Origin of the sequence: Flavobacterium sp. RNTU_13 (genome assembly GCF_046614455.1) — a bacterium.
Classification (GTDB): Bacteria; Bacteroidota; Bacteroidia; order Flavobacteriales; family Flavobacteriaceae; genus Flavobacterium.
Map to the genome: position 1 here is coordinate 157921 of NZ_JBKJHB010000004.1, position 23797 is coordinate 181717.

General features: G+C 43.7%; 15 protein-coding genes. 9 read left to right on the forward strand and 6 right to left on the reverse strand.

Annotation, left to right across the window (positions count from 1 at the left end; all coding sequences use genetic code 11):
- Positions 1-69 precede the first annotated feature (69 nt).
- Complete coding sequence (locus ACLI08_RS11075) at positions 70-1293, reverse strand: metallophosphoesterase (protein WP_411428551.1); 1224 nt, start codon at positions 1291-1293, stop codon at positions 70-72.
- 315 nt (positions 1294-1608) lie between these two features.
- Between ACLI08_RS11075 and polA the strand changes: the two genes are divergently transcribed.
- Positions 1609-4452 carry a DNA polymerase I gene (gene polA / locus ACLI08_RS11080; protein WP_411428552.1) on the forward strand — a complete coding sequence of 948 codons (2844 nt, stop codon included), beginning with the start codon at positions 1609-1611 and terminating at the stop codon, positions 4450-4452.
- Between the two features lie 156 nt (positions 4453-4608).
- Positions 4609-5931 (forward strand): serine hydrolase domain-containing protein, encoded by a 1323-nt coding sequence (locus ACLI08_RS11085; RefSeq protein ID WP_411428553.1) that lies wholly within the window; start codon positions 4609-4611, stop codon positions 5929-5931.
- A gap of 80 nt (positions 5932-6011) precedes the next feature.
- Here ACLI08_RS11085 and ACLI08_RS11090 read toward each other — a convergent pair whose 3' ends face one another.
- Entirely contained in the window at positions 6012-7043 is a 1032-nt protein-coding gene (locus ACLI08_RS11090; protein ID WP_411428554.1) for a LacI family DNA-binding transcriptional regulator, read from the reverse strand.
- A gap of 446 nt (positions 7044-7489) precedes the next feature.
- Here ACLI08_RS11090 and ACLI08_RS11095 point away from each other — a divergent pair, with 446 nt between their 5' ends.
- Complete coding sequence (locus ACLI08_RS11095; RefSeq protein ID WP_411428555.1) at positions 7490-8257, forward strand: ferritin-like domain-containing protein; 768 nt, start codon at positions 7490-7492, stop codon at positions 8255-8257.
- A gap of 27 nt (positions 8258-8284) precedes the next feature.
- A complete protein-coding gene (locus ACLI08_RS11100; RefSeq protein WP_411428556.1) occupies positions 8285-9124 on the forward strand; it encodes a ferritin-like domain-containing protein in 840 nt (279 codons plus the stop codon).
- A gap of 164 nt (positions 9125-9288) precedes the next feature.
- On the opposite strand, the gene ACLI08_RS11105 is transcribed toward ACLI08_RS11100, so the two are convergent.
- Entirely contained in the window at positions 9289-9516 is a 228-nt protein-coding gene (locus ACLI08_RS11105) for a hypothetical protein (RefSeq protein ID WP_411428557.1), read from the reverse strand.
- Between the two features lie 224 nt (positions 9517-9740).
- The gene (locus ACLI08_RS11110; protein ID WP_411428558.1) at positions 9741-11870 is read right to left on the reverse strand and encodes a S46 family peptidase; all 2130 of its coding nucleotides are present in this window, start codon (positions 11868-11870) and stop codon (positions 9741-9743) included.
- A gap of 119 nt (positions 11871-11989) precedes the next feature.
- Here ACLI08_RS11110 and ACLI08_RS11115 point away from each other — a divergent pair, with 119 nt between their 5' ends.
- Together ACLI08_RS11115 and ACLI08_RS11120 are read left to right on the forward strand one after the other, a co-directional pair.
- Positions 11990-12799: a DUF2971 domain-containing protein gene (locus tag ACLI08_RS11115; protein ID WP_411428559.1), complete on the forward strand. Its 810-nt coding sequence runs from the start codon at positions 11990-11992 to the stop codon at positions 12797-12799.
- A gap of 320 nt (positions 12800-13119) precedes the next feature.
- Positions 13120-14298 carry a T9SS type A sorting domain-containing protein gene (locus tag ACLI08_RS11120; protein WP_411428560.1) on the forward strand — a complete coding sequence of 393 codons (1179 nt, stop codon included), beginning with the start codon at positions 13120-13122 and terminating at the stop codon, positions 14296-14298.
- Positions 14299-14361: 63 nt separating this feature from the next.
- Here the strand turns inward: ACLI08_RS11120 and folK are convergent, their stop codons facing one another.
- Entirely contained in the window at positions 14362-15489 is a 1128-nt protein-coding gene (folK, locus tag ACLI08_RS11125) for a 2-amino-4-hydroxy-6-hydroxymethyldihydropteridine diphosphokinase (RefSeq protein ID WP_411428561.1), read from the reverse strand.
- A gap of 187 nt (positions 15490-15676) precedes the next feature.
- Between folK and sppA the strand changes: the two genes are divergently transcribed.
- The gene (gene sppA / locus ACLI08_RS11130) at positions 15677-17455 is read left to right on the forward strand and encodes a signal peptide peptidase SppA (protein ID WP_411428562.1); all 1779 of its coding nucleotides are present in this window, start codon (positions 15677-15679) and stop codon (positions 17453-17455) included.
- Positions 17456-17506: 51 nt separating this feature from the next.
- Positions 17507-20191, forward strand: coding sequence for an AsmA-like C-terminal region-containing protein (locus ACLI08_RS11135; protein ID WP_411428563.1), 2685 nt, complete (start codon positions 17507-17509; stop codon positions 20189-20191).
- A 403-nt stretch (positions 20192-20594) separates the two neighbouring features.
- Here ACLI08_RS11135 and ACLI08_RS11140 read toward each other — a convergent pair whose 3' ends face one another.
- A complete protein-coding gene (locus ACLI08_RS11140; protein ID WP_411428564.1) occupies positions 20595-22691 on the reverse strand; it encodes a glycoside hydrolase family 97 protein in 2097 nt (698 codons plus the stop codon).
- 217 nt (positions 22692-22908) lie between these two features.
- On the opposite strand from ACLI08_RS11140, the gene ACLI08_RS11145 reads away from it, so the two are divergent.
- Positions 22909-23796, forward strand: coding sequence for an ATP-grasp domain-containing protein (locus ACLI08_RS11145; protein WP_411428565.1), 888 nt, complete (start codon positions 22909-22911; stop codon positions 23794-23796).
- Position 23797 lies beyond the last annotated feature (1 nt).

The window sequence follows — 23797 nt, forward strand, 5'->3', positions numbered from 1 at the left end:
GTTTTAAAATAGCTACGTTATTGGTAAATTTCATACAAATATAGCATTTTTACAATACCACGCTACTAATTAACCTTTTTTTAGTGTAAGCACTGTAATCTCTGGCCATATACCTACCCTACCCGGATACGCATGGAACCCAAAACCGCGGTTTACATATATATACCTGCCAAGGTTATTGTACAGCCCCGCCCATTGTTTATACACGTACTGCACAGGGCTCCATTTTATAAAACCGGGAATTTCTATACCAAACTGAAAGCCGTGCGTATGTCCGCTAAGGGTAAGCTGGTAGTGCCTTGGATCGTGCTGCACTTCTAAATCCCAGTGGCTTGGGTCGTGGCTCATTAATATTTTAAAATCGTCTTTGCCCAGCGTCCCAGAAGCCTTATTAAGATCGCCGGCTTTTTTAAAGTTATGCCCCCAGTTCTCCACTCCTACCAGCGCGATTTCCTGTCCGTCTTTATGTAGTTTAATGTGCTCGTTAAGCAACAGCTTAAAATCAATTTTTCTGTGCAGGTCTTTAATCGCATTAAAGTTGGCTTGCTTTTCGGCTTCGGTAGGCCAAGGCACATATTCGCCGTAATCATGGTTACCCAATACCGAATATTTACCAAAGGCAGGCGTGTGTATACGTTTAAAAGTATCAATCCACGGGTGCATTTCTTTAGCATGGGTATTTACTATATCTCCCGTAAACAGCACTATGTCGGTCTTTTGCCCGTTAATCAGATCTATAGCGTGTTCTATTTTTTCCTTATCATCAAAACTTCCGCTGTGCACATCAGATATCTGTGTTATGGTAAAACCATCAAAAGCATCCGGAAGATCCGGGAATGTTAAGGTCTTCTTTCGCACCTTAAAATGATACTTGCCTTCTGTAACACCGTACAGCAACGACAAAAACGGCACAGCAGCCACACCCAGCGCAGCAAGGCTAACAAAGCGGCGGCGTTCGGCAAAAAAAGGCTGGCCTGTCTGTCCGCTAAAAGCACGTATGGTGCCGCTAAATACCCTTACAATATCTTCGCCAAGCATAACTATGGTTACCAAAAGCTTTGGCACAACGGTAAGCAATAGTAAACCAATGGTAAATAAGGTTTGGCGTGTTTGCCCCTGCCTGCGGTCAAACTGTGTAAAAGAGTAAACAATGTAGGCGATGATAAGCAGGGTTACGGCCAGGTAGGCCCAGTGGAACCAGCGGCTTTTTGCAGCCTCTTTTACAGCAATAAAAGTATAAATCTCGCTGACTACAAAAAAAATAAGCAACAGCGGTAAGATGATATAACGCATGGATGTGTGTTTGTGTGTAAAATATTTCGGCAAAAATGTGCCGCGGGATGATACAGCACAAAATGTGCCATGGCAGTATGTGTCAGTATACGTGTCAGGTAATTTTTTATGAAAACACTATCAGATTGTTAGGATTTAGTTGGCTATTTAGCGTGTAATTTTGAAAATAGAAATAACGAACAAAACTACACTCTATATACACAGCGCCCGCAGGCTTACACATAGCTTACGGGCGCTGCATCTTTTTATAAACCCTGCAGAGGTTTTTTATTAAGACAGGTTTCAGTATTTTTACATCCAAACAAAAAACGACTCATGTCCCAGCAAAAACGACTTTTCCTGCTCGATGCCTACGCACTTATTTTCCGTGGGTACTACGCCTTTATAAAAAACCCGAGGATTAACAGCAAAGGAATGGACACCAGTGCCATTATGGGCTTTATGAATTCGCTGCTCGATGTAATAAAGCGCGAACGCCCAGATCACCTCGCTGTAGCCTTTGACAAGGAAGGCAGTGCCGTACGTACCGAGATGTTTACCGCATACAAGGCAAACCGCGACGAAACCCCCGAAGCCATACGCATAGCGGTACCTTACATACAGGAAATTCTGCGTGCCATGCACATACCGGTTATAGAACTTGCCGGCTGCGAGGCAGACGACCTTATAGGCACCGTAGCCCAGCAGGCCGAAAAACAGGGTTATAAAGTGTATATGGTAACCCCGGATAAGGATTTTGCGCAGCTGGTAACCGAAAATATATTTATGTACCGCCCGGCACGTATGGGTAACGACATAGAAATTTGGGGTGTTAAAGAAGTACTGGACCGTTTTGAAATAGAACGTACGGAACAGGTTATAGATTACCTGGGCATGATGGGCGATGCCGTAGACAACATTCCGGGATTACCGGGCGTAGGCGAAAAAACTGCTAAAAAACTCCTTAAAGAGTATGGCAGCATGGAAAATCTTTTAGCAAATACCCACGAGCTAAAAGGAAAAATGCGAGAAAACATAGAGAATAATAAAGAGCTGGGCATGCTTTCTAAAAAGCTGGCTACTATAATTACTGATTGCAGCGTAACCTTTGACGAGCACGATTACGAGCTTACCAAACCCGATACCGAAAAAGTAGAAGCGTTGTTTAATGAGCTGGAATTCCGCCGTATGGCAGACCAGTTCCATAAGCTGTTTGGCCACGGAGAGGAATACGACGAAATAAATCCTAATGCCGCAGACGCACCCACCGCACCTGCCAAAAAAAGCGGTAAAAAAGACGAAAACCAAACCAACCTGTTTGGCTTTGACGACAATGAAGATGCCGGCGCAGGGCACAATGCTTTTTACAACACCCTGGAAAATACAGACCACCACTACCAGGTGGCACAGGGTATGGCTGTAAACTTCCTTGTAAGCAACCTGCTAAAGCAAACCTCAGTAAGCTTTGACACCGAAACTACGGGTATCTGCGCTCTTACGGCTGAGCTTGTAGGTATGTCTTTTTCGTGGGAGAAAGGCAAAGGGTTTTACGTACCCGTACCCGCAGACCGTAACGAAGCCCAAGCCATTGTAGATAAATTCCGTCCGTTTTTTGAAGACGAGAACATTGAAAAGATAGGCCAAAACCTTAAATACGACCTCGAAATTTTAAACAACTATGGGGTTACGGTAAAGGGTAAGTTTTTTGACACCATGATAGCGCATTACCTTATAAATCCGGATATGCGCCATGGAATGGATATACTTGCCGAAACCTACCTTAAGTATTCGCCTATGCCTATCGAGGCTCTTATTGGCAAAAAAGGCAAAGGGCAAAAAAGTATGCGCGATGTAGAACTGGAACGCATTAAGGAATACGCTGTAGAGGATGCCGATATTACCCTGCAACTAAAAGAGGTTTTTGCGCCCATGCTGGAAAAAACAGGCACCAAAAAGCTGTTTGATGAAATAGAAATTCCGTTAATGCCGGTGCTTGCCGCTATGGAAACCGAAGGCATTAACCTTAACGTAGGCTACCTTAAAGAACTGTCTGCAATCCTGACCGCCGATGTAAAGGCACTGGAACAGCGCATTTATGAAGCTGCCGGGGAGTCGTTTAACCTGGGCTCTCCAAAACAGCTGGGCGAAATCCTGTTTGACAAAATGAAAATAGGCGGTGCCAAGCAAAAGAAAACCAAAACCGGACAGTATGCCACCGGAGAGGAAGTGCTATCGTACCTGGCCAATGAAAGCCCTATTGTACAGGATATACTGGACTGGCGACAACTGGTAAAACTGCAAAACACGTATGTAGATGCACTACCGGGACAAGTAGAACCAAAAACCGGCCGCGTACATACCGATTATATGCAAACGGTGGCCGCTACAGGCCGACTAAGCAGCAACAACCCTAACCTGCAAAACATTCCTATCCGTACAGAACGTGGCAGGCAGATACGCAAGGCATTTGTGGCACGCAATGAAGATTACGTACTGGTAAGTGCCGACTACTCGCAAATAGAGCTGCGCATTATAGCTGCGCTGAGCGAAGACCCTGAAATGGTACGTTCGTTCCAAAACCATGAAGACATTCACGCCAGTACTGCCGCCAAGGTATTTAATGTAGCCCTTAACGAGGTTACTCGTGAGCAGCGTAGCCATGCAAAAACGGTAAACTTTGGTATTATATATGGCGTATCGGCATTTGGGCTTAGTAACCAGACTACCCTGAGCCGCAGCGAAAGTAAAGACCTTATAGACGCGTACTACAAAACCTACCCGCGCCTTAAACAATACATAAGCGAGCAGATAGAAACCGCACGCGAAAACGGCTATGTAACCACCGTGCTGGGGCGCAGGCGTTACCTTAAAGATATTAACTCAGCTAATGCAGTGGTGCGTGGCGCCGCCGAACGAAACGCGGTAAACGCCCCTATACAGGGCAGCGCTGCCGATATTATTAAAATTGCCATGATTAACATTCAGAAAAAACTGGTTACCGAGGGCTGGAAAAGCAAAATGTTGCTACAGGTACACGACGAACTTGTTTTTGACGTTTATAAGGAAGAGCTGGAGCGCATAAAGCCCATGATAAAGCACGAAATGGAAAATGCGTTTACCCTTTCGGTACCGCTTGAGGTGGAACTGGGCGAGGGCTTAAACTGGCTGGAAGCGCATTAATTGTTTTGGCGGGGTTATGCGGTTATTTGGTAATCCGGTTATTTGACCTGGAATGAAATCTAACAATTATTCGGAATTAGTTTAACGACAATAAAACTACCTAGGCAAAAGGTTAAATTAAAGATAACGCACCTATATACAAACGTAGCAACCACTATGAAAAAGTTTTTATCAGTACTGCTTATTACAGTAAGCCTTTCGGGTTTTGCGCAAGGAGACCATGAGGGGGCTAAATTTAGGAAAATAGACAGCCTGATGACCTACCTGTACCAAAACGGTAAGTTTATGGGAAGCATTACCCTTCGCGAAAAAGACCGTATTGTGTTTACCAAAGCCTACGGCAGCGCAGACCTGGCTACCAAAACAAAAGCTACCCCTTTTACCCGATATAAAATAGGCGGCATTACAAAAATGTTTACCGCCTGTATGGTGTTTCAGCTTATTGAGGAAAAGAAATTAAAACCCACCACTAAGCTGAGCGAGTTTTTCCCGAAGGTGAAAAATGCCGAAAATATAACCATTTATAACCTGCTGAACCATACCAGCGGCATATACAACTATACGGCTGACAGCACTTTTATAAGCAAAGCGGGGTCTCAGCAACTACGCCGGGATATGCTGGAACGCGTGTATAAATACCCTTCGGTTTTTGACCCGGGTACTAAAGCTGCACTCAGCGACAGCAACTACCTGTTACTGTCTTACATCATTCAGGATATTACCCATAAAACGTATAAAGAAGCGGTTACCGAGCGCATATTAAACAAAGCGGGGCTGAAAAACACTACCTACGCAGGGAAGATAAACCCTAAGAAAAACGAAGCCTCATCGTACCGCTACGTAAAAGACCACTGGCAGCAGGTGTCTGAATGGCACGAAACAGCCGCAACGGGTGTAGGGAACTTACAAAGCACTCCCGAAGACCTCACCCGTTTTATGGAAGCGCTGTGGGCAGGCAAAATAATATCTAAAAAGTCGGTTGCCGATATGGCTACGTTAGATTTTGGGTACGGCAAGGGATTGCTAAACTTTCCGTTTGGCGAACGAAAGTTTATAGGGCACAGCGGCAGCATTGAAGGCTTTGAAACCGTTGTAGGCTATTATCCTAAAGAAAATTTCGGGATAGCCCTGGCGGGTAATGCGGTAAACTTTAGCTTTAACGATATTGTTAAGGGGGTGCTTAGCTGTTATTATAAGCTTCCGTACCGTTTCCCGGTACTGGAAAAGGCCGATGTGGATGAAGACAGGCTAAAACAATATGAGGGTAACTACGGCAACGAAAAGCTGCCCTTTGTAATCAATGTAAAACTGGTTAAAGGAAAACTGCGTGTACACGCCGATGAGCAGGGCACGTTTTACATTACCCCACTTTCTGACAACGAATTTATACATGAAGGATCTGGGGTAAAAATGACGTTTGATACTAAGGGGTTTACGCTGGACCAAGGGGGCACCACCACCTACTTTACAAAAAAATAAACTTTATATTTTAAAGCGTAAAAAAAGGAGCCGGTTTTGCCGGCTCCTTTTAATATGTATAAGTGGACTAATAAAAATTATTACAATTTCTTAGTAGAATCCCTTTGGCGGAGTTCTGTTTTAATCACTTTAGTTTCGTAAGGCAGTTCTTCGCCCTCCTTGCTCTCCAGCCTGTTAATCAGTGTTTCGGCAGCAGCCTCCCCTATTTCCGGGCCATGCTGGCTTACCGTACTAAGGCTTGGCGTAAGCCTGCGCGACCATACACCATCGGCAAAACCGATAAGCTGCACATCTTCAGGAATTCTGAATCCTGCCTTAAGTACAGCCTTGTGCGCCGTAACCGAAGCAGATTCTTCCAGCGCAAAAACACCGTCAATCTTTTTACCTTTTATATCAAAAAACGCCGGGAATTTTTCATCCAGTTCCTCTGTACTTTCGCATCGAAGTATAAGGTCTTCGTTTATTGCCACGCCATTGGCCTTAAGTGCCTCAAGATACCCTTCTGCACGCAGTTGCCCTACACTAAGGTTATCTATGTTGCTTATAAGCGCTATGTTTTTACAGCCTGTTTTTATAAGGTGGTTTACAGCATTTACGGCAGAGTCAAAATCATCTACTATAACTTTGTCGCAGTTTACATCTTCAGATATCCTGTCGAACATTACAATAGGAATATCGTCGGCAATAGCGTCTTTAAAGTGTTTAAACTCGTGCTCCTTTTGGGTTTCATCGGCTACCGAAAGTATAAATCCGTCTATAGTACCGTTACTAAGCATATCCATAGCCGTGATTTCCTTTTTAAGCGATTCATTGCTTATACAGGTAATAACATTGTATCCCCTGGCATTAGCCGCTTTTTCTATACCGCTAAATACCTTAGCAAAAAACGGATTAAGTATATTAGGTATTATAACCCCAATGGTCTTAGATCTTTTGCTTTTAAGGTTAACGGCAATGTTATTTGGCTTATAGTTTTTAAGCTTGGCAAATTCCTGAACCTTAATTTTAGTAGGCTCGCTAATTTCCGGGCTGTTACTTAGTGCCTTAGACACTGTTGATACAGATACGCCAAGTTCTTTTGCAATTTGTTTTAACGTCGCTTTTGGTCTCATATTCCGGGAGATGAATTACAGTGTAAAAATAACGAAATTTTTGCGAAAATGTTACAGTTCGCTTTATCAAAACGTAATCATTACACAATTTAGTAAAAAGATTCACAAACAAAACACTCTGTTTGAAAGAATTTTCGGTAAAAATAAAACGTTTTCTTATGATGAAAAGTTAATCTTTTAATAAAAAATCAAAAAAAATACAAGAAAAACAATTTTGCAAAATTTTGCAAAAAAATGCAAAAATCTGCAACAATCACCGAAAACACTAGGCTTTTTTACAATGCTATCCGCAAAGGTTTATACAGAAAAACACAATTTTTTGTTAATACCACACAAAATATCTCAAAACCGTAAAACCGTTAACATTTACTTGGCGTATATAATAGTGAACTTAGGTTAAACACATGAACATACTATAAAACGTATAACCACTTAAATGTTTCATTATGAAAAGTACAAAAGTAACTGTAACTGAAGTTGCCACCTCACCGGCAACAAATCTTGCCAGCCGGAGGAGCTTCCTTAAAATAAGCGGACTTACACTAGCCGGCACAGGATTGCTGCTTGCCGGATGTAGCGATGACGACAATCCACCAGCCACTCCAGACAGCAGCCAGCTGCCGGGAGTAAGAAACGGAAAATTTGACCTTGGTGGTGGTGATGCCGGTATACTAACTTATGCCTACGCACTGGAGCAGCTAGAAGCCGACTTTTACACAAGGGTTGTAAACAGCAATACCTTCGGTAGTATTTTTAATAGCGAAGAACAACAGGTTCTTGCCGACTTATATGCACACGAAGTACTACACAGGGAATTTTTTAAAACTGCCATTACCGCAGCATTGGCAGGCACAGCAGGCGAGGTACTCCCTACCCTACAGTTTGCCTACAATAGCGTAAACTTTAACAACAGGGACAGCGTACTGGGAACAGCAAAAGCACTTGAAGATACCGGCGTAAGAGCGTACAACGGTGCAGGCCGCTATATTCAGAGTGCAGATTACCTACTTATAGCAGGTAAAATTGTTTCTGTAGAAGCACGCCATGCCAGTGCCATCCGTAGCCTTATAAGCCCGGGTACCGCTAGTTTTGCAGGAAATGACATAGTAGACGCAAACGGACTGGACCTTGCCGACAAACCAAGCATGGTAATACCAGATGTTGCAGCGCTTAACTTTATACAAACTGCATTTACCGCAAACTACCTTCCTTAATTGCTAACCCACATAAACCGGAACATTATGAACATCTTAAAATTTATAGAGTCGTTTACAAATGAAGGCATGCTAAGCAGCCTTAACGATAAAAGCAACCGCCGCGACAGCTTTGGCCAATTTGGAAAAATAGGCGCAAATGCAGCTATGGCAGCGCTACCACTGGGGCTTGCTACCCTGTTTACGCAACGTGCTAAAGCAGCGAACACCGCCTACGCTACAGCAGCTACAGCAGACAGTGTTACAGATGCACTTAAACTGGCTTTGGTACTAGAATACCTGGAAGATGAATTCTATGCTACTGCACTAAGTACAAACGGACTTGTTACAGGCTCAGACCGTACTATAATAGCGCAAATCAGCCAGCACGAAAACGCACACGTGGCGTTCCTTAAAAATGCGCTTGGCGCGGCAGCACCTGCAAAACCTACATTTGATTTTACTGTAGGCGGAGCGTTTGACACCTTTGGCGATTACCAAACCTTCCTGGCGCTTGCACAAGCATTTGAAGACACAGGGGTGCGCGCATACAAAGGACAGGCAGGTAACTTGCTATCTAACGGTGATGTACTTACCGCCGCGCTGCAAATACACAGTGTAGAAGCACGCCACGCATCGCAAATACGCAGGCTAAGAGGACTAAAAGGATGGATTACCGGAAACACCCGTGGTGCAGGTATGCCAGAACAAACTCAGGCTGTTTATGATGGCGAACAAAACACAAACCAGGCGGGTATAGACATTACCAGGTATACCGCCACATCAGGTAACCCTGCGTTTGGTTCAGGTTCTTACACAGAATCGTTTGACGAGCCTATTACAGGCCAGGTTGCAAACAGTATAGCAGGACTATTTATTGTGAGCTAAAAAAGATTAGGTTGGTTTATATTTACGGAGCCCGGTTGTATTTTACGTAATACAGCCGGGTTTTCTTTTTAAACCCGTTAAAGGCAAATCATACAGTACAGTTATAAAATAAGAAAAGCCACGCAATGCGTGGCTTTCTAATGCTTTTGTTTATCTGTCGCTTCTTAGTGAGCAGCAGGAGCTTCAGCAGCTGGAGCAGCAGCAGAATCAGCTGGCTTAGCAGCAGAATCAGTAGCAGTAGCAGCAGAGTCAGTAGCAACTGGCTCAGCAGCAGGAGCTTCTACAGCTGTAGAATCAGCAGTAGCTTCAGCAGCAGCCTCAGATTTTTTGCATGAAGTGAAAGAAAGACCTAGTACAGCAACTAGGGCTAGGCTTAAAACAACTTTTTTCATCTTACTAAATTATAAAGGTTAATTATTAACTCGGAGCAAAGATATAAATTTTTTGACACTGCAAAATATTTATTACACAATTTTTTTTTCGGAGGTTTTCGCTCTGAAAGTCAATACATTACCACTAAAAACCTTGTTTTTAACACGTTAATCGAAACATTCTCAGCTTTTGCAGTCTTACTATTTCAACTAAAAGTGCCCAAAAATAAGATTTAGGGTACGTTTTACTTTACAAGTTTCATCTCTTTTACCAGGTGCGACGCCCCGGCAAACTTGTCTACAATAAACAACACATAACGCATATCTACCATAATGTTTCGGCAAATTTCAGGATCGTAATGAATATCGCTCATGGTACCTTCCCAAACACGGTCAAAGTTAAGCCCTATAAGGTTTCCTTTTGCATCTATTGCCGGGCTGCCGCTGTTACCGCCTGTAGTATGGTTAGTAGCAATAAAGCATACCGGCATTTTACCGTTTTCGCCGTACTGGCCGTAATCTTTCTTGTTATATAAGTCGATAAGCTTTTGTGGCACATCAAACTCATAATCGCCTGGAACGTATTTTTCAATCACCCCATCCAGATACGTCATAGGCTCGTAGTATACGGCATCGCGTGGCTCATAGCCTTTTACCTTACCGTAGGTTACGCGAAGGGTGCTGTTAGCATCAGGAAAAATTCGCGCATCTTTAGGGCTAAGTTCCAGTATGGCTTTCATGTAGGTACGCTGCAGGGCGGTAATTTTCAGGTTGATTTCCTCGTACTTAGGCATTACCTTATCATAGTACGCCAATGCCATAGCCTTAATAACCTGATAACCTTTATCGGCATTCAGCCTTTCTATAATAGCAGCCGGCTCGCCCTCTAAAAGTTGCTGTACGCCGCTGTAGCTGGTTAGCTTGCTTTTACCGTACACCTCAGCAGTAAGTTGGGCCACGTTAGCATTAGCCAGCGATTCCGGCAAAAACTGCTTAGGCGACTTGGTTAAGTACAGCGCCATAAGCTGTTCAAAAACCTTTTCGTCTACCGCTTTGCTGTAATCTTTATACGTACCTTCCAGTGCTTTTAGGGTATTGCCTTTACGGTCGTTAAATGTTTGTGCGCCTTTAGCAGTGTACGCCTGCTCCAGCTGATATAAGCGGTAGCCAATGGTTAGCAGCTCTGTATTACGCAGGGCCACCTCAACAAAATAGTCGCGTGCAAGGGCATACTGCTCTATAGCTTTATAATTCTTTTCAAATTCCGGTAGAAGATTACCGTATTCGGCTTGTTTGCCCGCTTTATTTACCCACTGGGTAAATTTCTTTTCGTAATCACGCTTAATGCCTACAGCGTTACTCTTTTTAAGCCCCTGCACCTCGCCTATCCATTTTTTCCAATAGTTAGCTATACCGGCATATTTAGCCGCATACTGAATTTTTATCTGCTGGTCTTTGCGCATAAAACCATCCTCTACTTTAAGGGCAGCATCGCGCACCTCAATCTTGGCCGGATCGAGCACATTCATTATCTGTTCTACGGCTACAGCCGGAAGATACTCTGTAGTACGGCCCGGGTAACCAAATACCATGGTAAAATCGTTTTGTTTAACGCCACCTATGTTAACAGGGAAAAAGTGTTTCGGCTTATACGGAACGTTATCCTTGCTGTACTCTGCCGGGCGGTTGTTTTTATCGGCATAGATACGAAACATACTAAAATCGCCCGTATGGCGCGGCCACACCCAGTTGTCTGTGTCACTACCAAATTTACCAATGCTCGATGGCGGTGCACCCACCAGGCGGATATCTTTAAAGGTCTCCGTTACAAAACGGATGTACTGGTTACCTTCATAAAAGGTACGGATGCTATTTTCCTGCCACGCCTCTTTTGGCAGCGACTTGGTAAGGCTACTTATGTTTTCCTGTATTTTTTGCTGGCGCGCTTTTTCGTCGAGCCCCTGTGTGCCTTCCAGTACTTTTGTGGTAACGTCGTCTATGCTCACAATAAACATTACGGTAACACCCGGGTTAGGCAGTTCTTCGGCAAGGGTCATAGCCCAAAAACCGTTGGTCAGGTAGTCGTGGTCCAGGGTACTGTGGCTTTGTATGTTATCAAAACCGCAGTGGTGGTTAGTAAGCAGCAGGCCCTGGTTAGAAATAACCTCGGCAGTACAACCACCGTCAAACTGGGGTACAGCGTCTTTAAGACTGCTGTGGTTAACATCATAAATGTCTTTAACCGACATTTTCATGCCCAGGTTTTTCATTTCTTTTTCGTTGAGGCCGCTAAGCAGTGAGGGTATCCACATACCGCCCTGCTGGGCAATGGCAGGCACTGTAATAAACAGCACCAGTAAGCGTAGTAGTTTCATTATGGGTTTGTTTTTTAACGGATGCAAGGTAAGGATTTTTAGGGAGGGGATAAAACAGGTATTTTTACAGATGGATTTGTAAGGTGAGATTTGTTAAATTTGAGAGGTAAATTGTAGATATGGAGAATAAAGAAAAAATCAACGTAAGCTTAGCAAAACTTGAAGATATTGAACTACCACCTGTGATTTATAAATACAGAACTTGGACAGATGAATATCATAAAAGGTTTTTAAATCAAAGAGAAGTATTCTTAGCTTCTCCTAAAACATTTGAAGATGAATTAGACTGTAACAATCCTACTCGTTTTGATTTACTAACTAAACAACAGATTTACAACTATTTCATGTGGTCTTCGAAAAACGACAACATTAATTTTACAAGGCAACAACACAGGCATTTCGCTCGGTATTGGTCCAAAGTTTCAGATGTAAATCATCCAGATATTGTAAAAAAATTCATGAAAAAATCAACAGAGCTATATTACGAGCACGAAGGAATTTTAAGTTTAACCGAGAATTGGAATAATGATTTAATGTGGGAGAAGTATGGAGGTAATCATCAAGGCATTTGCATTGGATATAATACAAAAGTTATGTTCAAACATTTGGGCGGCGGCGGTCCTGTAAAATATTGTGATGAACTAACAATAGTGATGCCTGAACCGTTCATGTCCACGGAAGAATCACTTAGAAATAGAGTTTACTTTAAACTCAGAAAATGGACAGATGAGGAAGAATATCGTACCCAGAAATTTTGGCCACATCCTGCTACAATACAGGATAGGCAAATTCAGTTACCTTCAGAGGCTTTCAATAAGATAATATTGGGAAATAGTATACCAGACTCTCATAGAGAAGAAATAATCTCAATAGTTAATTCAAAAATCGGAAACATCGAAATTATTAGCCGCCGAGACTTAAATCATTAAACAATTAAAGATTGCCGCGCTCCGTTCCTCCGCTCGCAAAGACATATCCTGAAAAACGCAACACATAAGCAGCCCACCGACCCTGAAAGGGTTGCGCATACTAACCTCGGGCAACGCCCGGAGGTATTCTATAAAATCCACCCCGCCCTACGGGCACCCCTCCGCAGGAGGGGAATGAGTAATCGGACAAGACCCGAGACTTCCGACCTCGAACCTCGGACTTCGGACTTCGGACTTCTTCCCCAACCGCACAAATCAACCCCTGAACGGCCCAGCAGTATTATAGGTTTTGGCTATATTTACCGCAAACCTGTTTTGTAATGAAATACATCTTTACGCTATTGGTGTTTGCGGTGCTGGCATTTCCCGCCTTTGCGCAAACCGAACATATTGTTGCCCCAAACACTGCCGATCCGCTTAGTGGTGCCCCAAACAATTACCACTTTGTGTACACTAACCCTAATGCGGCACGAAAAAATAAACTGTTCCTGTTTTTTCTGGGTACGGGTGGGGTGCCTGCGGGTTATCGCCAAATCCTGAAACTGGCAGCCAACCTGGGGTATCATGCCATAGGCCTTACCTACCCTAACGATATTGCCATAAACGACCTCTGCGCCGGCACTACCGATATTACCTGCCACGGCAGGGCAAGGCAGGAAGTTTTTGACGGCATAGACCGCCACCCTGATATTAACGTGGACCAAAACAACTGCATACAACGCCGCACACAAAAGCTGCTGCAATACCTTGCCACACAGTTCCCCAACGAAAACTGGGCGCAATACATGAACGGCGATAACATACAATGGAACAAAATAGTAGTAAGCGGGCACTCGCAAGGGGGTGGGCATGCAGGGATTATTTCGAAGTTATACGAGGTAGACCGTGTGGTAATGTTTGCCGCTACCGACTGGGTTACGGCACTGGCACGTACCGCCGAATGGATTACCTGGAACGGCGCCACGCCGACTAACCGGTATTATGGTTTTGTACACCAGGACGATGAAATGGTAAACTTTACGGTAGAGCAAATTACCTGGGCTAATTATGGCATGGCTGCTTTTGGGGCGCTGACCCTTGCCGACAATACTTTTCCTCCTTACGGCAACAGCCGCATGCTATATACACAGGCCACACCCGCCAATGACCCTACAAAATTTCATGGCTGTATAGTGGCCGACCCTTATATTCCAATGAACGGCACTACCCCCGTATTTACCGATGTGTGGACGTACCTCATAGACAGCGACAGCAGCCTTAGCTTAAAAGATAGAATGTTGGAAAAAGTAAGCGTGTACCCTAACCCTTTTTCGGGAAGCTTTAGTATTGCCGATGCTCTCGAAGGATATACCGTAGCGGTTTATGATATACTGGGGCGCGAAGTAGATTTTACACAAAATGGCAACAGCATACAACTGGGTAGTAATGCCACCGGAATGTACCTTGTAAAAATTCAAGCCCAAGGACAATGCATCATCAAAAAACTGCTGCAAGAGTAGTTTTAAAGCATATAACCTTTCAGGCTTTCAACTTTACGCCTTTCGACCTTCGACTTTAAGACTTTATGACTTATTTATTTGCTCTAAAATCCACAGATAGTCTTCCTGGTTGTTTACAAAGTCGCGGTCAGTGACATCTATAACCAAAACATTTAACCCCTGAACCGACTTAATATAGTCCAGGTAACCACGGTTGATATTCTCTAAATACTCTGTGCTAATATCCTGCTCGTAGTCACGGCCGCGTTTACGTATGTGCTCTAACAAGCGGGGCGTGTTTTGGTACAGGTATACGTACAAGCCGGGCTTTGGCAACTCCTTGTACATAATATCAAACAGGCGGCGGTAGAGGCGGTACTCGTCCTCGCTTAGCGTAACTTTTGAAAAAATAAGCGACTTAAAAATATGGTAGTCGGCTACCACAAAATCGCTAAACAGGTTAAACTGAGAAAGATCGTCGGTAATCTGCTGGTAACGATCTGCAAGGAACGACATTTCAAGCGAAAAAGCGTAACGTCCCTGGTCTTCGTAAAACAAGGGTAAAAACGGGTTATCGGCAAAGCGCTCCAGCACCAGCTTCCCGTTAAAATCCTCACTCATTTTACTGGCCAATGAAGTTTTTCCGGCACCTATATTACCCTCTATGGCTATGTAGTTAAACTTCTCGGGGTTGTAGGCTTTAAGTGGCGCAGGCAGTTTCATCTCCCACTTACAATCGCTGTTATCGGTGGTGGACGCTATAAGTTTGCTCACATCCTTTTTTAAAACCGGGTGCACCCAGTGTGGGGCTACGTCGCGCAGCGGATAAAGTACAAAATTACGGTCTTGCAGTCGCGGATGGGGCACCTGCAGGTTCGGCTCGTGTATTACCTCATCATTAAACGCTATAATATCTACATCAATGGTACGCGAAATGTATTCGCCCGAAGCAGCACGCACGCGGCCTCCCTGTTGCTCGGCAATCAGTATGCCTTCCAGTAGCTGAGTGGCGTTCCTGGTAGTATGCACCACTACGGCGCAGTTGTAAAAAGCGTCGCCCTCAAAGCCCAGTGCGGGGGTTTCATAAATACCCGAAACCGAAACTACCGTAGCCACGTGCGTATGTATATAGTCTATAGCCTGTTGCAGGTTATTAAGCCTATGGCCCATGTTACTGCCCAGGGATAGTATAGCGCTGTTTTGAAATTTCATCCGTACCATATTCCGTAAGGCTGCAAAGTACGGAAACATTTTTTCGGCAATGCATAGGTGTTAATAAGTTTAGTGGTTTTTAAATACGCCTCAGTAATTTGTAATAAACCGGCAATATTTGACCACTAAAACTGTAACATTAAGGGCAAAACCGCTACCAATTACAAAAATGTAACTATATACACGTATGCAATTTCTTAAAAATGTATTATCTACCATAGTGGGCCTTTTCTTGTTCTGCCTGCTGTTCTTCTTCTTTATCCTGATAATTGCTGCCGCAGTAGGCAGTAGCAGCAAAGAAACTGTAGAAGTAAAAAACAATTCGGTTATAGAACTAGACCTTAGTAAGGTAAGCATGGACTATGCCGGTAAATTTAGCAGCGAAAAGTTTGCGTTTTTTAACGAAGAGCCTAAAAACGGACTTATAAACGTACTTAAGGCTATAGACGTAGCTAAAACGGACTCAAAAATTAAAGGTATTACCATAACTAACAATACAAACAACCTGGGGGTAGCCCAGCTAAAAACCCTGCGCGACAAAATTGCCGAGTTTAAAAAGTCGGGCAAGTTTGTAGTGTCGTATGCCGATACGTATGCGCAAACGGATTACTACCTTAATTCGGTTGCCGATACGCTTTACGTAAACCCGGTGGGCGAATTTGAGTTTAAAGGCCTTAGCAGCGAGCTAATGTTCTTTAAAGATTTTCAGGAAAAAAGCGGCATTACTATGGAGGTAATACGCCACGGTAAGTATAAGAGCGCGGTAGAGCCTTTTATTGCCAACGAAATGAGCCCTGAAAACCGCGAGCAGATGAGCGGCCTGCTAAACGACCTTTGGGATAGTATGATTACAGATATTGCTGCCAGCCGTAAAATAAGCAAGGACAGCCTTAACAGCATAGCGCAAAACCTTAGCGCCCGTACACCGGAGATGGCTAAATCCCGTGGGCTTGTAGACAAAATAGGTTACGAAGACCAATATCGTGCCGGCATTAAGAAAGCCCTTAAAGTGGCTAAAGATGAAGACTATGAAGAAATAAGCATACTGGATTACGCCGAGGCTAATGCTGCCGCAGACCTGCTTAAAAGCATGGAGAACCAGGTGGCTATTATATACGCTCAGGGCGAAATAACCAACGGCGAAGGCGGACTTAACCAGGTAGGCGAAATTTCTATTCGAAAGGCATTTAAAACCGCGCTTGAAGACGATGCTGTCAAGGCTATTGTACTTCGTGTAGATTCTCCAGGGGGTAATGCCCTTACCAGCGACCTTATATGGAGAGAAGTAGAACTTGCCAAAAAGAAAAAACCTGTGGTAGTGAGTATGGGTAACTATGCGGCTTCGGGTGGTTATTATATTTCTTGTGGTGCCGACCGTATTTTTGCCGAAGCAAGTACCATTACAGGTTCTATAGGGGTATTTGGCGTACTGCCTAACTTTAGCAAAGTGGCTAATAACCTTGGGGTGCATGCCCAAACGGTAAGCACGCATGACAACGGAGCAGAGTACAGCCTTTTCCAGCCTATGCAGGATAAAACACGCAACGTGATTACCCAAAGCGTAGAGCAGGTATATGGTGTATTTGTAAGCCGGGTAGCACAGGGGCGCAAACTATCGCCTGAGGCTGTAGATGCTATAGGCCAGGGACGCGTATGGAGCGGTACAGATGCACAGCGCATAGGACTTGTAGATGAAATAGGCGGGCTTGATGCTGCCGTAAAATATGCTGCCAAAAAAGCAAACATGAAAGACTATGGTACTGTAGACTACCCTGAATATGAGGCCGACTTTAATACCTTCCTTCAAAATATGGGTAACAGCGGTGTTTCTATGTTCCAAAGCCGCGAATCGCTTATAAAGCAAGAAGTAGGCGAAGAAAACTACCGCATTATAGAGCGCCTTCGCAGGGTATCTCAAATAAAAGGCACCCAGGCTATGATGCCGTTTGAAATAAACATCAGGTAATTTTCGTTTTAATAGCTATATTTAAAGCAAAATTTCAACTAACTATAAACTATGGTAAAAAAAATCCTGAAATGGACCGGCATATCCCTTTTGGTTATCATCATACTGCTGGTAGCTACGCCGTTCATTTTTAAAGACAAAATCAAAAGCATGGTGGTTAAGGCCATTAACGACCAGGTAGATGCTACCGTGGCTTTTGAAGACGTAAGCCTGAGCTTTATTTCTAATTTCCCCGAAGCCAGCGTTACGGTAGATAAGCTTAGCGTTATAAACAAGGCTCCGTTTGCCGGCGACACCCTGGCATACGTAGGCGAACTTAACCTTAACATGAGCATTAAAGAGCTCTTTAAAGGCGATGGCGAAGCTATGAACCTTAAGTCGTTTGGCATAAAAAACTCGGTGGTAAACATCCTGTTTAATAAAGACGGCGTGGGTAACTTTGATATTGCACGCAAAAAAGCACAGGAAGAACAGGCTAAGAGTACTGAACCTTCTAAGCCGTTTGCGCTAAACATACAGGACTACTACGTACAGAACCTGCGCTTCCGCTTTGCCGATGAGCGTTCTAAAATGAATGTGGTTATAGACAGCCTTAACCATACCGGTAAGGGTAACTTTGCCGCGAATAAGCTGGATCTTGATACCCATACCGACCTGAACCTTACCGTAGATATGGATAAGACCAACTTTATGCGCAATACCAAACTGAAACTGGATGCTGTACTGGGGCTTGACCTTGATAAGAGTATTTATACCTTTAAGGAAAACAAGTTGCTTGTTAACCAAATGGGCCTTGAGTTTGACGGTAGCGTGGCCCTGCTTGAAAAAGGCCAGGACATAAACATTACCTTTAAAACCCCGGAATCGTCATTTAAAAACTTCCTTGCACTGATTCCTTCAGCTTACGCCAGCAGCCTTAACGGTGTACAGACCGAGGGTAACTTTACCGTAAACGGTAAGGTAAATGGTGTAATGGATGATACGCACATTCCTAAATTTAATGTAGCGTTCCTGAGTAAGAATGCTTCGTTTCAGTATCCTAACCTTCCAAAAGGCATCAAGAATATAAATATTGATACCAAGGTGGTTAACGAAACCGGGATAATGAACGACACCTACGTAAATGTAGACCAGTTTGCATTCCGCATAGACCAGGATGTATTTGATGCCAAAGCGAACATACGTAACCTAACCGAAAACCCGCTGGTAGACGCCATGCTTAAAGGTACCATTAACCTGGCTAACCTTACCAAGGCTTACCCGGTTAAACTAGACACACCGCTGTCGGGTATACTTAAAGCAGACGTGGAAACCAAGTTTGACATGGCTTCGGTAGAAAAAGGGGCGTATGAAAAAATAGACAACCGCGGGCAAATCAGCCTTAGCGGATTTAACTACAAAATGGATGGTTTTAAAAATCCATTCATAATAAGCCTGGCCCAGCTGCAGTTTAACCCAAGCCGCGTGAGCCTTAACCGTTTTGATGCTAAAACCGGCAGCAGCGATGTAGCCATAACCGGTACACTGGATAATTTTTATGGCTTTGCGTTTAAAAAGCAAACGCTTAAGGGTAACTTTAACCTAAAATCAAACAAGCTGGTAGTAGCCGACCTGATGACTACCGGCACTGCAACAGCCCCTGCCAAAACAGGCACAGAGGGCGATAAAAAAGCAGAACCTGCACAGAAGCCTGCTACAGCCGGCGATGCGGTTAAAATTCCGGCATTCCTGGATTGTACTATTACAGCTGCCGCAAACGAGGTGGTGTATGATAACCTTACACTGAAAAACTTTGGCGGAAAAATGGTTATAAGGGATGAAGCCGTAGCCATACAAAACGCAAAAACATCGGTATTTGGTGGTAATATAGGCTTTAGCGGCGATGTTTCTACCAAAAAAGCAACCCCTGCGTTTAACATGGATCTTGCACTTAACAGCCTAGATATTCCACAGGCGTTTACCCAACTTGAAATGCTGAAAAAAATAGCACCGATTGCCGAAGTGCTTTCGGGTAAGTTTAACGCGGCGGTAAAAGTGGGTGGTAACCTGGACAGCAAAGAAATGACACCAGACCTTAAGTCGCTTACCGGTAACCTGGGCGGTAGCCTGGCTAATGCTGTACTACATGCAGATAAGTCGAAAGTGTTGCAGGCGCTTACCAGCAAGGTAAAGGTTTTGGATCCAAGCAAACTAAACCTCAACCAAAAGATAAACCTTACGTTTAACGACAGTAAGGTAAACATATTACCTTTTGTGATTAAGTACAAAAACCAGGATATTAAAATTAGTGGAACGCACGGTTTCGACCAGCAAATGGCGTATACTGCAGGGGTAGAACTCCCTGCTAAAGATTTTGACCAGCTAGTAGATAAAGCGGCTGCCTTAAAAGTAGACATCAGTAAAATCGTGGTTCCGGTTAACATCAACATTACCGGTACATTCCAAAGTCCTAAAGTAAGTACTGACGTAGACCAGGGTATAAAAGTCGCGGTTACACAACTTGCAAAACAGGAAAAGGACCGCGTGGTAAACGATGTTAAGGAAAAAGCTACCGAAAAAGGAAAAGAGCTGCTAGGCAACATCCTAAACGGGAAAAAGAATAACGGCACTACCACCGACACTACCAAAACAAAGCAGAATACCAGCACCAAACAACAGGCGGAAGACGCTGCAAAAAGTGCCGGAAAAAGCCTGCTGAACAGCATCTTTAAAAAGAAAGATAAAAAAGAGGAATAAATATTAGTTATCTAAACTAAGATATATAACCCCAAAAGCGTACGTTTTTGGGGTTATTTTTTGTATTTGTGCTTAGGTGCCTTACTGTATAATATGCCGCTCCTACGGAGCTCCGATAACTCAGGTATGTTTACGTGCTACAAACATATCACCCCTACTGGGTTTACCAACGTATCGACTACGCACAATAAATTATCGAATTTTATACAAACAATCACCCCTACGGGATCCGCAATGTTGATAGCAGTACACCAAACATTTTATATGAAAGAGAGATAGCCTATGAAACAAAAACCCCGAAAGTGTAATGCTTTCGGGGTTCTTTATACTTGTTATGTTCTCAGATTGCATGGTTGTTGCTCCTCACAATAAAGGTACTACGGCACGAAATAGTGACTAAATACTATTTAACGCTAATAGCGCATCCGCCACTGGTGGCAAGTTTTTGTTTCAGCTTGGTTTTGCTGGTTACTTTTACCTTTTTAATTACGTATGCCTGCGGATTTTTGTCGTAACTCGCGTCCGGTGCATCAGCGTAAACAGTCGCTGTAAAGGTTTTCCCTTTTGGCAGGAACTCAAAGGTAAAGGTAGCCTCACGTGCATTTTCATCGGTTATAGCACCAAGGAACCATTCGTCTTTACCTTTAGCCTTACGTGCCATAGTTATGTAGTCGCCCGGTTCAGCTTCTAATACCCAACTCTGGTCCCAGTCTACTGCCACGTCTTTAATAAATTGGAACGCATCCAGGTGCTTGTTGTAAGTTTCAGGCAGGTCGGCAGCCATTTGTAGTGGGCTGTAGAAAGTTACGTACAGTGCCAGCTGTTTTACCAGTGTAGTATGTACAAACGAGTTGTTATCCGGGTTGTACGCGCTTATCTTGGTTTGGAATATACCTGGGGTGTAATCCATAGGGCCACCGGTAAGGCGTGTAAATGGCAATATGGTAGTATGGTCTGGGTTATTACCGCCAAAAGATTCATATTCGGTACCGCGCGCTGCCTCATTACCTATAAGGTTAGGATACGTACGTGCAAGACCTGTAGGGCGTATAGCCTCGTGGGCATTAACCATAATTTTATAGTCTGCTGCTTTTTTAATAGCATACAGGTAGTGGTTTACCATCCACTGCCCGTAGTGAGATTCACCGCGCGGCAGTATGTTACCCACGTAGCCACTCTTTACAGCGTTATAACCGTTGTCTACCATAAACTGGTAGGCTTTATCCATCCAGCGCTCGTAGTTACGCACCGAACCCGACGTTTCGTGGTGCATAATAATCTTTACACCTTTACTTTCGGCGTAGCGGTGCAGTTCTTTTACATCAAAATCAGGATAAGGTGTTATAAAATCAAACACAAACTCTTTTGATTTCCCAAACCAGTCTTCCCAGCCTTCGTTCCATCCTTCTACCAATACGGCATCAAAACCGTGCTTTGCAGCAAAGTCTATATACTCTTTTACGTGGGCGGTGTTAGCCGCGTGCTTTCCGTTTGGCTTTGTTTTGCTGTAATCCAGTTCGCCAAGGTGTACGTTTGTAAGGTCATTGTATGCCCAGGTGCTCTTGCCGGTAATCATTTCCCACCATACACCTACGTATTTTACAGGCTTAATCCAGGAAACATCTTTAAACTGGGTAGGCTCGTTAAGGTTGTACACCAGGCGCGACATAAGAATGTCTCCGGCCTTATCGCTAACGATGATTGTTCTCCATGGCGATGTAGACGAGGTTTGGATGTTTCCCTTGTTACCTATGGCATCTGGTGTAAGCCAAGACTCCAGCACCATATTTTTATCGTCCAGGTTAAGCGACATGCATGAGTAGTTTACCAGTGCAGCCTCGTGAATGTTTATGTAAAGGCCATCGGCACTTTTCATCATAAGCGGGGTTTGAAGCCCTGTAGGCGAAAAGGTAGTTTGCGATGCGTTTGGCGTTACAGCAGCCTTCATCTTACCGCGCACTTCGCTAAGCTTGCTGGTTACGGTGCTGTACTCCTGGGTATCGTAATCGCCGGGAAGCCAAAACGCCTTGTGGTCGCCGGCAAGGGCAAACTGTGTATGCTCTTCCTTAATAGTAAAGTAGTTAAGCTCCGGTTGTTCCGGGAACTCGTAACGGAAGCCAAGACCATCGTTAAACAAACGGAAACGGATGCGGATATAACGGCCTTTCTGGTCTTTTTGTGAAAGTGTAACCAAAAGCTCATTATAGTTATTGCGGATGGATTTCTCCTCACCCCATACCGGTGTCCAGGTTTCGTCAAAAGTGCTGGTTTCGGTTTTGTCTATAGTAAAGCCGTTTAGCAGCGGGGCTATGTCTTTAGTATCTATACCTAATTTACTGGTTTTAATAACCGGCTTATTTTTATACGTAAGCGCGTATGTAGGCTCCCCTTTGGCAGAAAGGGCAAAGGTAAGCTGCAGGTTTTTGTTTGGCGATGATAACTGCTGGGCAGAAACCATCATGCCAATAAGCAGCATACAGGCCGCAAATAGTTTGTTCATTTGTATGTGGTTTGAGTATTAACGGTTTAAAATTATCCAATTTCCTGATACAAATTTACCTATTCGTGGTTTACCACTTCCGAAAACCTTTGCGTGTTGAAAACTTTTTTGGTAAGCGCCACTTTTTTTCTGATAAAGACAATTTTAATATTATCCGGTAAGCAAGGTTAAACCAACTTTATTACCTTTATCGCCACACTACTACCTTACTATTTTTATGAATGATGATAGCCTTAAAGGGCAAAAACTGAAACTGATTTTCAGGAGTGCGTTGTATGCCAAACTACGTGCACGTTTTAAATCAGAAGCATATTGTTACAAGGAAAATATCTTATTCCCCAGGCAACGGCTTTCAGGAATATCTATATTATTTAGTGATAAAGGAAGCCACCGAAACAACATTATTGCCCGTAGTTTTGCAGGCACAGGGGTTTCAATAGCATTTTCTGATTTTAATAATGATACTGATTTTACAGCGTACAACATCGTTGTGCCTATGAGCGTACCGCACCTACTGGTGTGCCATAAAAAAAGAGACTTTATTAATCAAACCATTATACCTTTACCATCGTTAGAAGCCATACGGATATGCGACAACAAGAAGCTTTTTTCCGACACGCTAAGGCTAAAAGGTTTAGGAACCTTTGTTCCTGATAGCAGTAGTACATACCCTTATATACTCAAAAAACAAACGGGCGAATATAGTAGCGATACCTACATCATCAAGAACCAATCTGACGAAATGAATGTGGACACATTAATTTCTGCCCCTGATTATTTCACGCAGGCACTAATCCCGGGGATACATGAATATGCTGCCCATATCGTATTTAAAAACGCACAGATTACCGCTATGATAACTATACGTTACACCTATAATCGTAGTGTTTACCTACAGGGTACTGAGCAACAGATTACCAAAGAGATGGTCTTTTCCCGGTTTAGGGATGAATTCACACAAATTCTAAATACAATAGAATTTGAAGGCCTTTGCTGCGTAGATTATAAGATAATTCATGGTAAACCCAAAATATTTGAAATAAACCCGAGGTTTGGCGGCAGCCTGTGCCCCTATTTTTTCAGCCTGTTACGGCAGCTGCGCTAAA

What these genes read in the sequence shown, in the direction of transcription:
- ACLI08_RS11140 (WP_411428564.1), bottom strand. Translation starts at nt 22,691, where the DNA reads ATGAACAAACTATTTGCGGCCTGTATGCTGCTTATTGGCATGATGGTT.
- folK (WP_411428561.1), bottom strand. Translation starts at nt 15,489, where the DNA reads ATGAAATTTCAAAACAGCGCTATACTATCCCTGGGCAGTAACATGGGC.
- ACLI08_RS11075 (WP_411428551.1), bottom strand. Translation starts at nt 1,293, where the DNA reads ATGCGTTATATCATCTTACCGCTGTTGCTTATTTTTTTTGTAGTCAGC.
- ACLI08_RS11135 (WP_411428563.1), top strand. Translation starts at nt 17,507, where the DNA reads ATGGTAAAAAAAATCCTGAAATGGACCGGCATATCCCTTTTGGTTATC.
- ACLI08_RS11095 (WP_411428555.1), top strand. Translation starts at nt 7,490, where the DNA reads ATGAAAAGTACAAAAGTAACTGTAACTGAAGTTGCCACCTCACCGGCA.
- polA (WP_411428552.1), top strand. Translation starts at nt 1,609, where the DNA reads ATGTCCCAGCAAAAACGACTTTTCCTGCTCGATGCCTACGCACTTATT.
- ACLI08_RS11090 (WP_411428554.1), bottom strand. Translation starts at nt 7,043, where the DNA reads ATGAGACCAAAAGCGACGTTAAAACAAATTGCAAAAGAACTTGGCGTA.
- sppA (WP_411428562.1), top strand. Translation starts at nt 15,677, where the DNA reads ATGCAATTTCTTAAAAATGTATTATCTACCATAGTGGGCCTTTTCTTG.
- ACLI08_RS11110 (WP_411428558.1), bottom strand. Translation starts at nt 11,870, where the DNA reads ATGAAACTACTACGCTTACTGGTGCTGTTTATTACAGTGCCTGCCATT.
- ACLI08_RS11115 (WP_411428559.1), top strand. Translation starts at nt 11,990, where the DNA reads ATGGAGAATAAAGAAAAAATCAACGTAAGCTTAGCAAAACTTGAAGAT.
- ACLI08_RS11100 (WP_411428556.1), top strand. Translation starts at nt 8,285, where the DNA reads ATGAACATCTTAAAATTTATAGAGTCGTTTACAAATGAAGGCATGCTA.
- ACLI08_RS11105 (WP_411428557.1), bottom strand. Translation starts at nt 9,516, where the DNA reads ATGAAAAAAGTTGTTTTAAGCCTAGCCCTAGTTGCTGTACTAGGTCTT.
- ACLI08_RS11120 (WP_411428560.1), top strand. Translation starts at nt 13,120, where the DNA reads ATGAAATACATCTTTACGCTATTGGTGTTTGCGGTGCTGGCATTTCCC.
- ACLI08_RS11085 (WP_411428553.1), top strand. Translation starts at nt 4,609, where the DNA reads ATGAAAAAGTTTTTATCAGTACTGCTTATTACAGTAAGCCTTTCGGGT.
- ACLI08_RS11145 (WP_411428565.1), top strand. Translation starts at nt 22,909, where the DNA reads ATGAATGATGATAGCCTTAAAGGGCAAAAACTGAAACTGATTTTCAGG.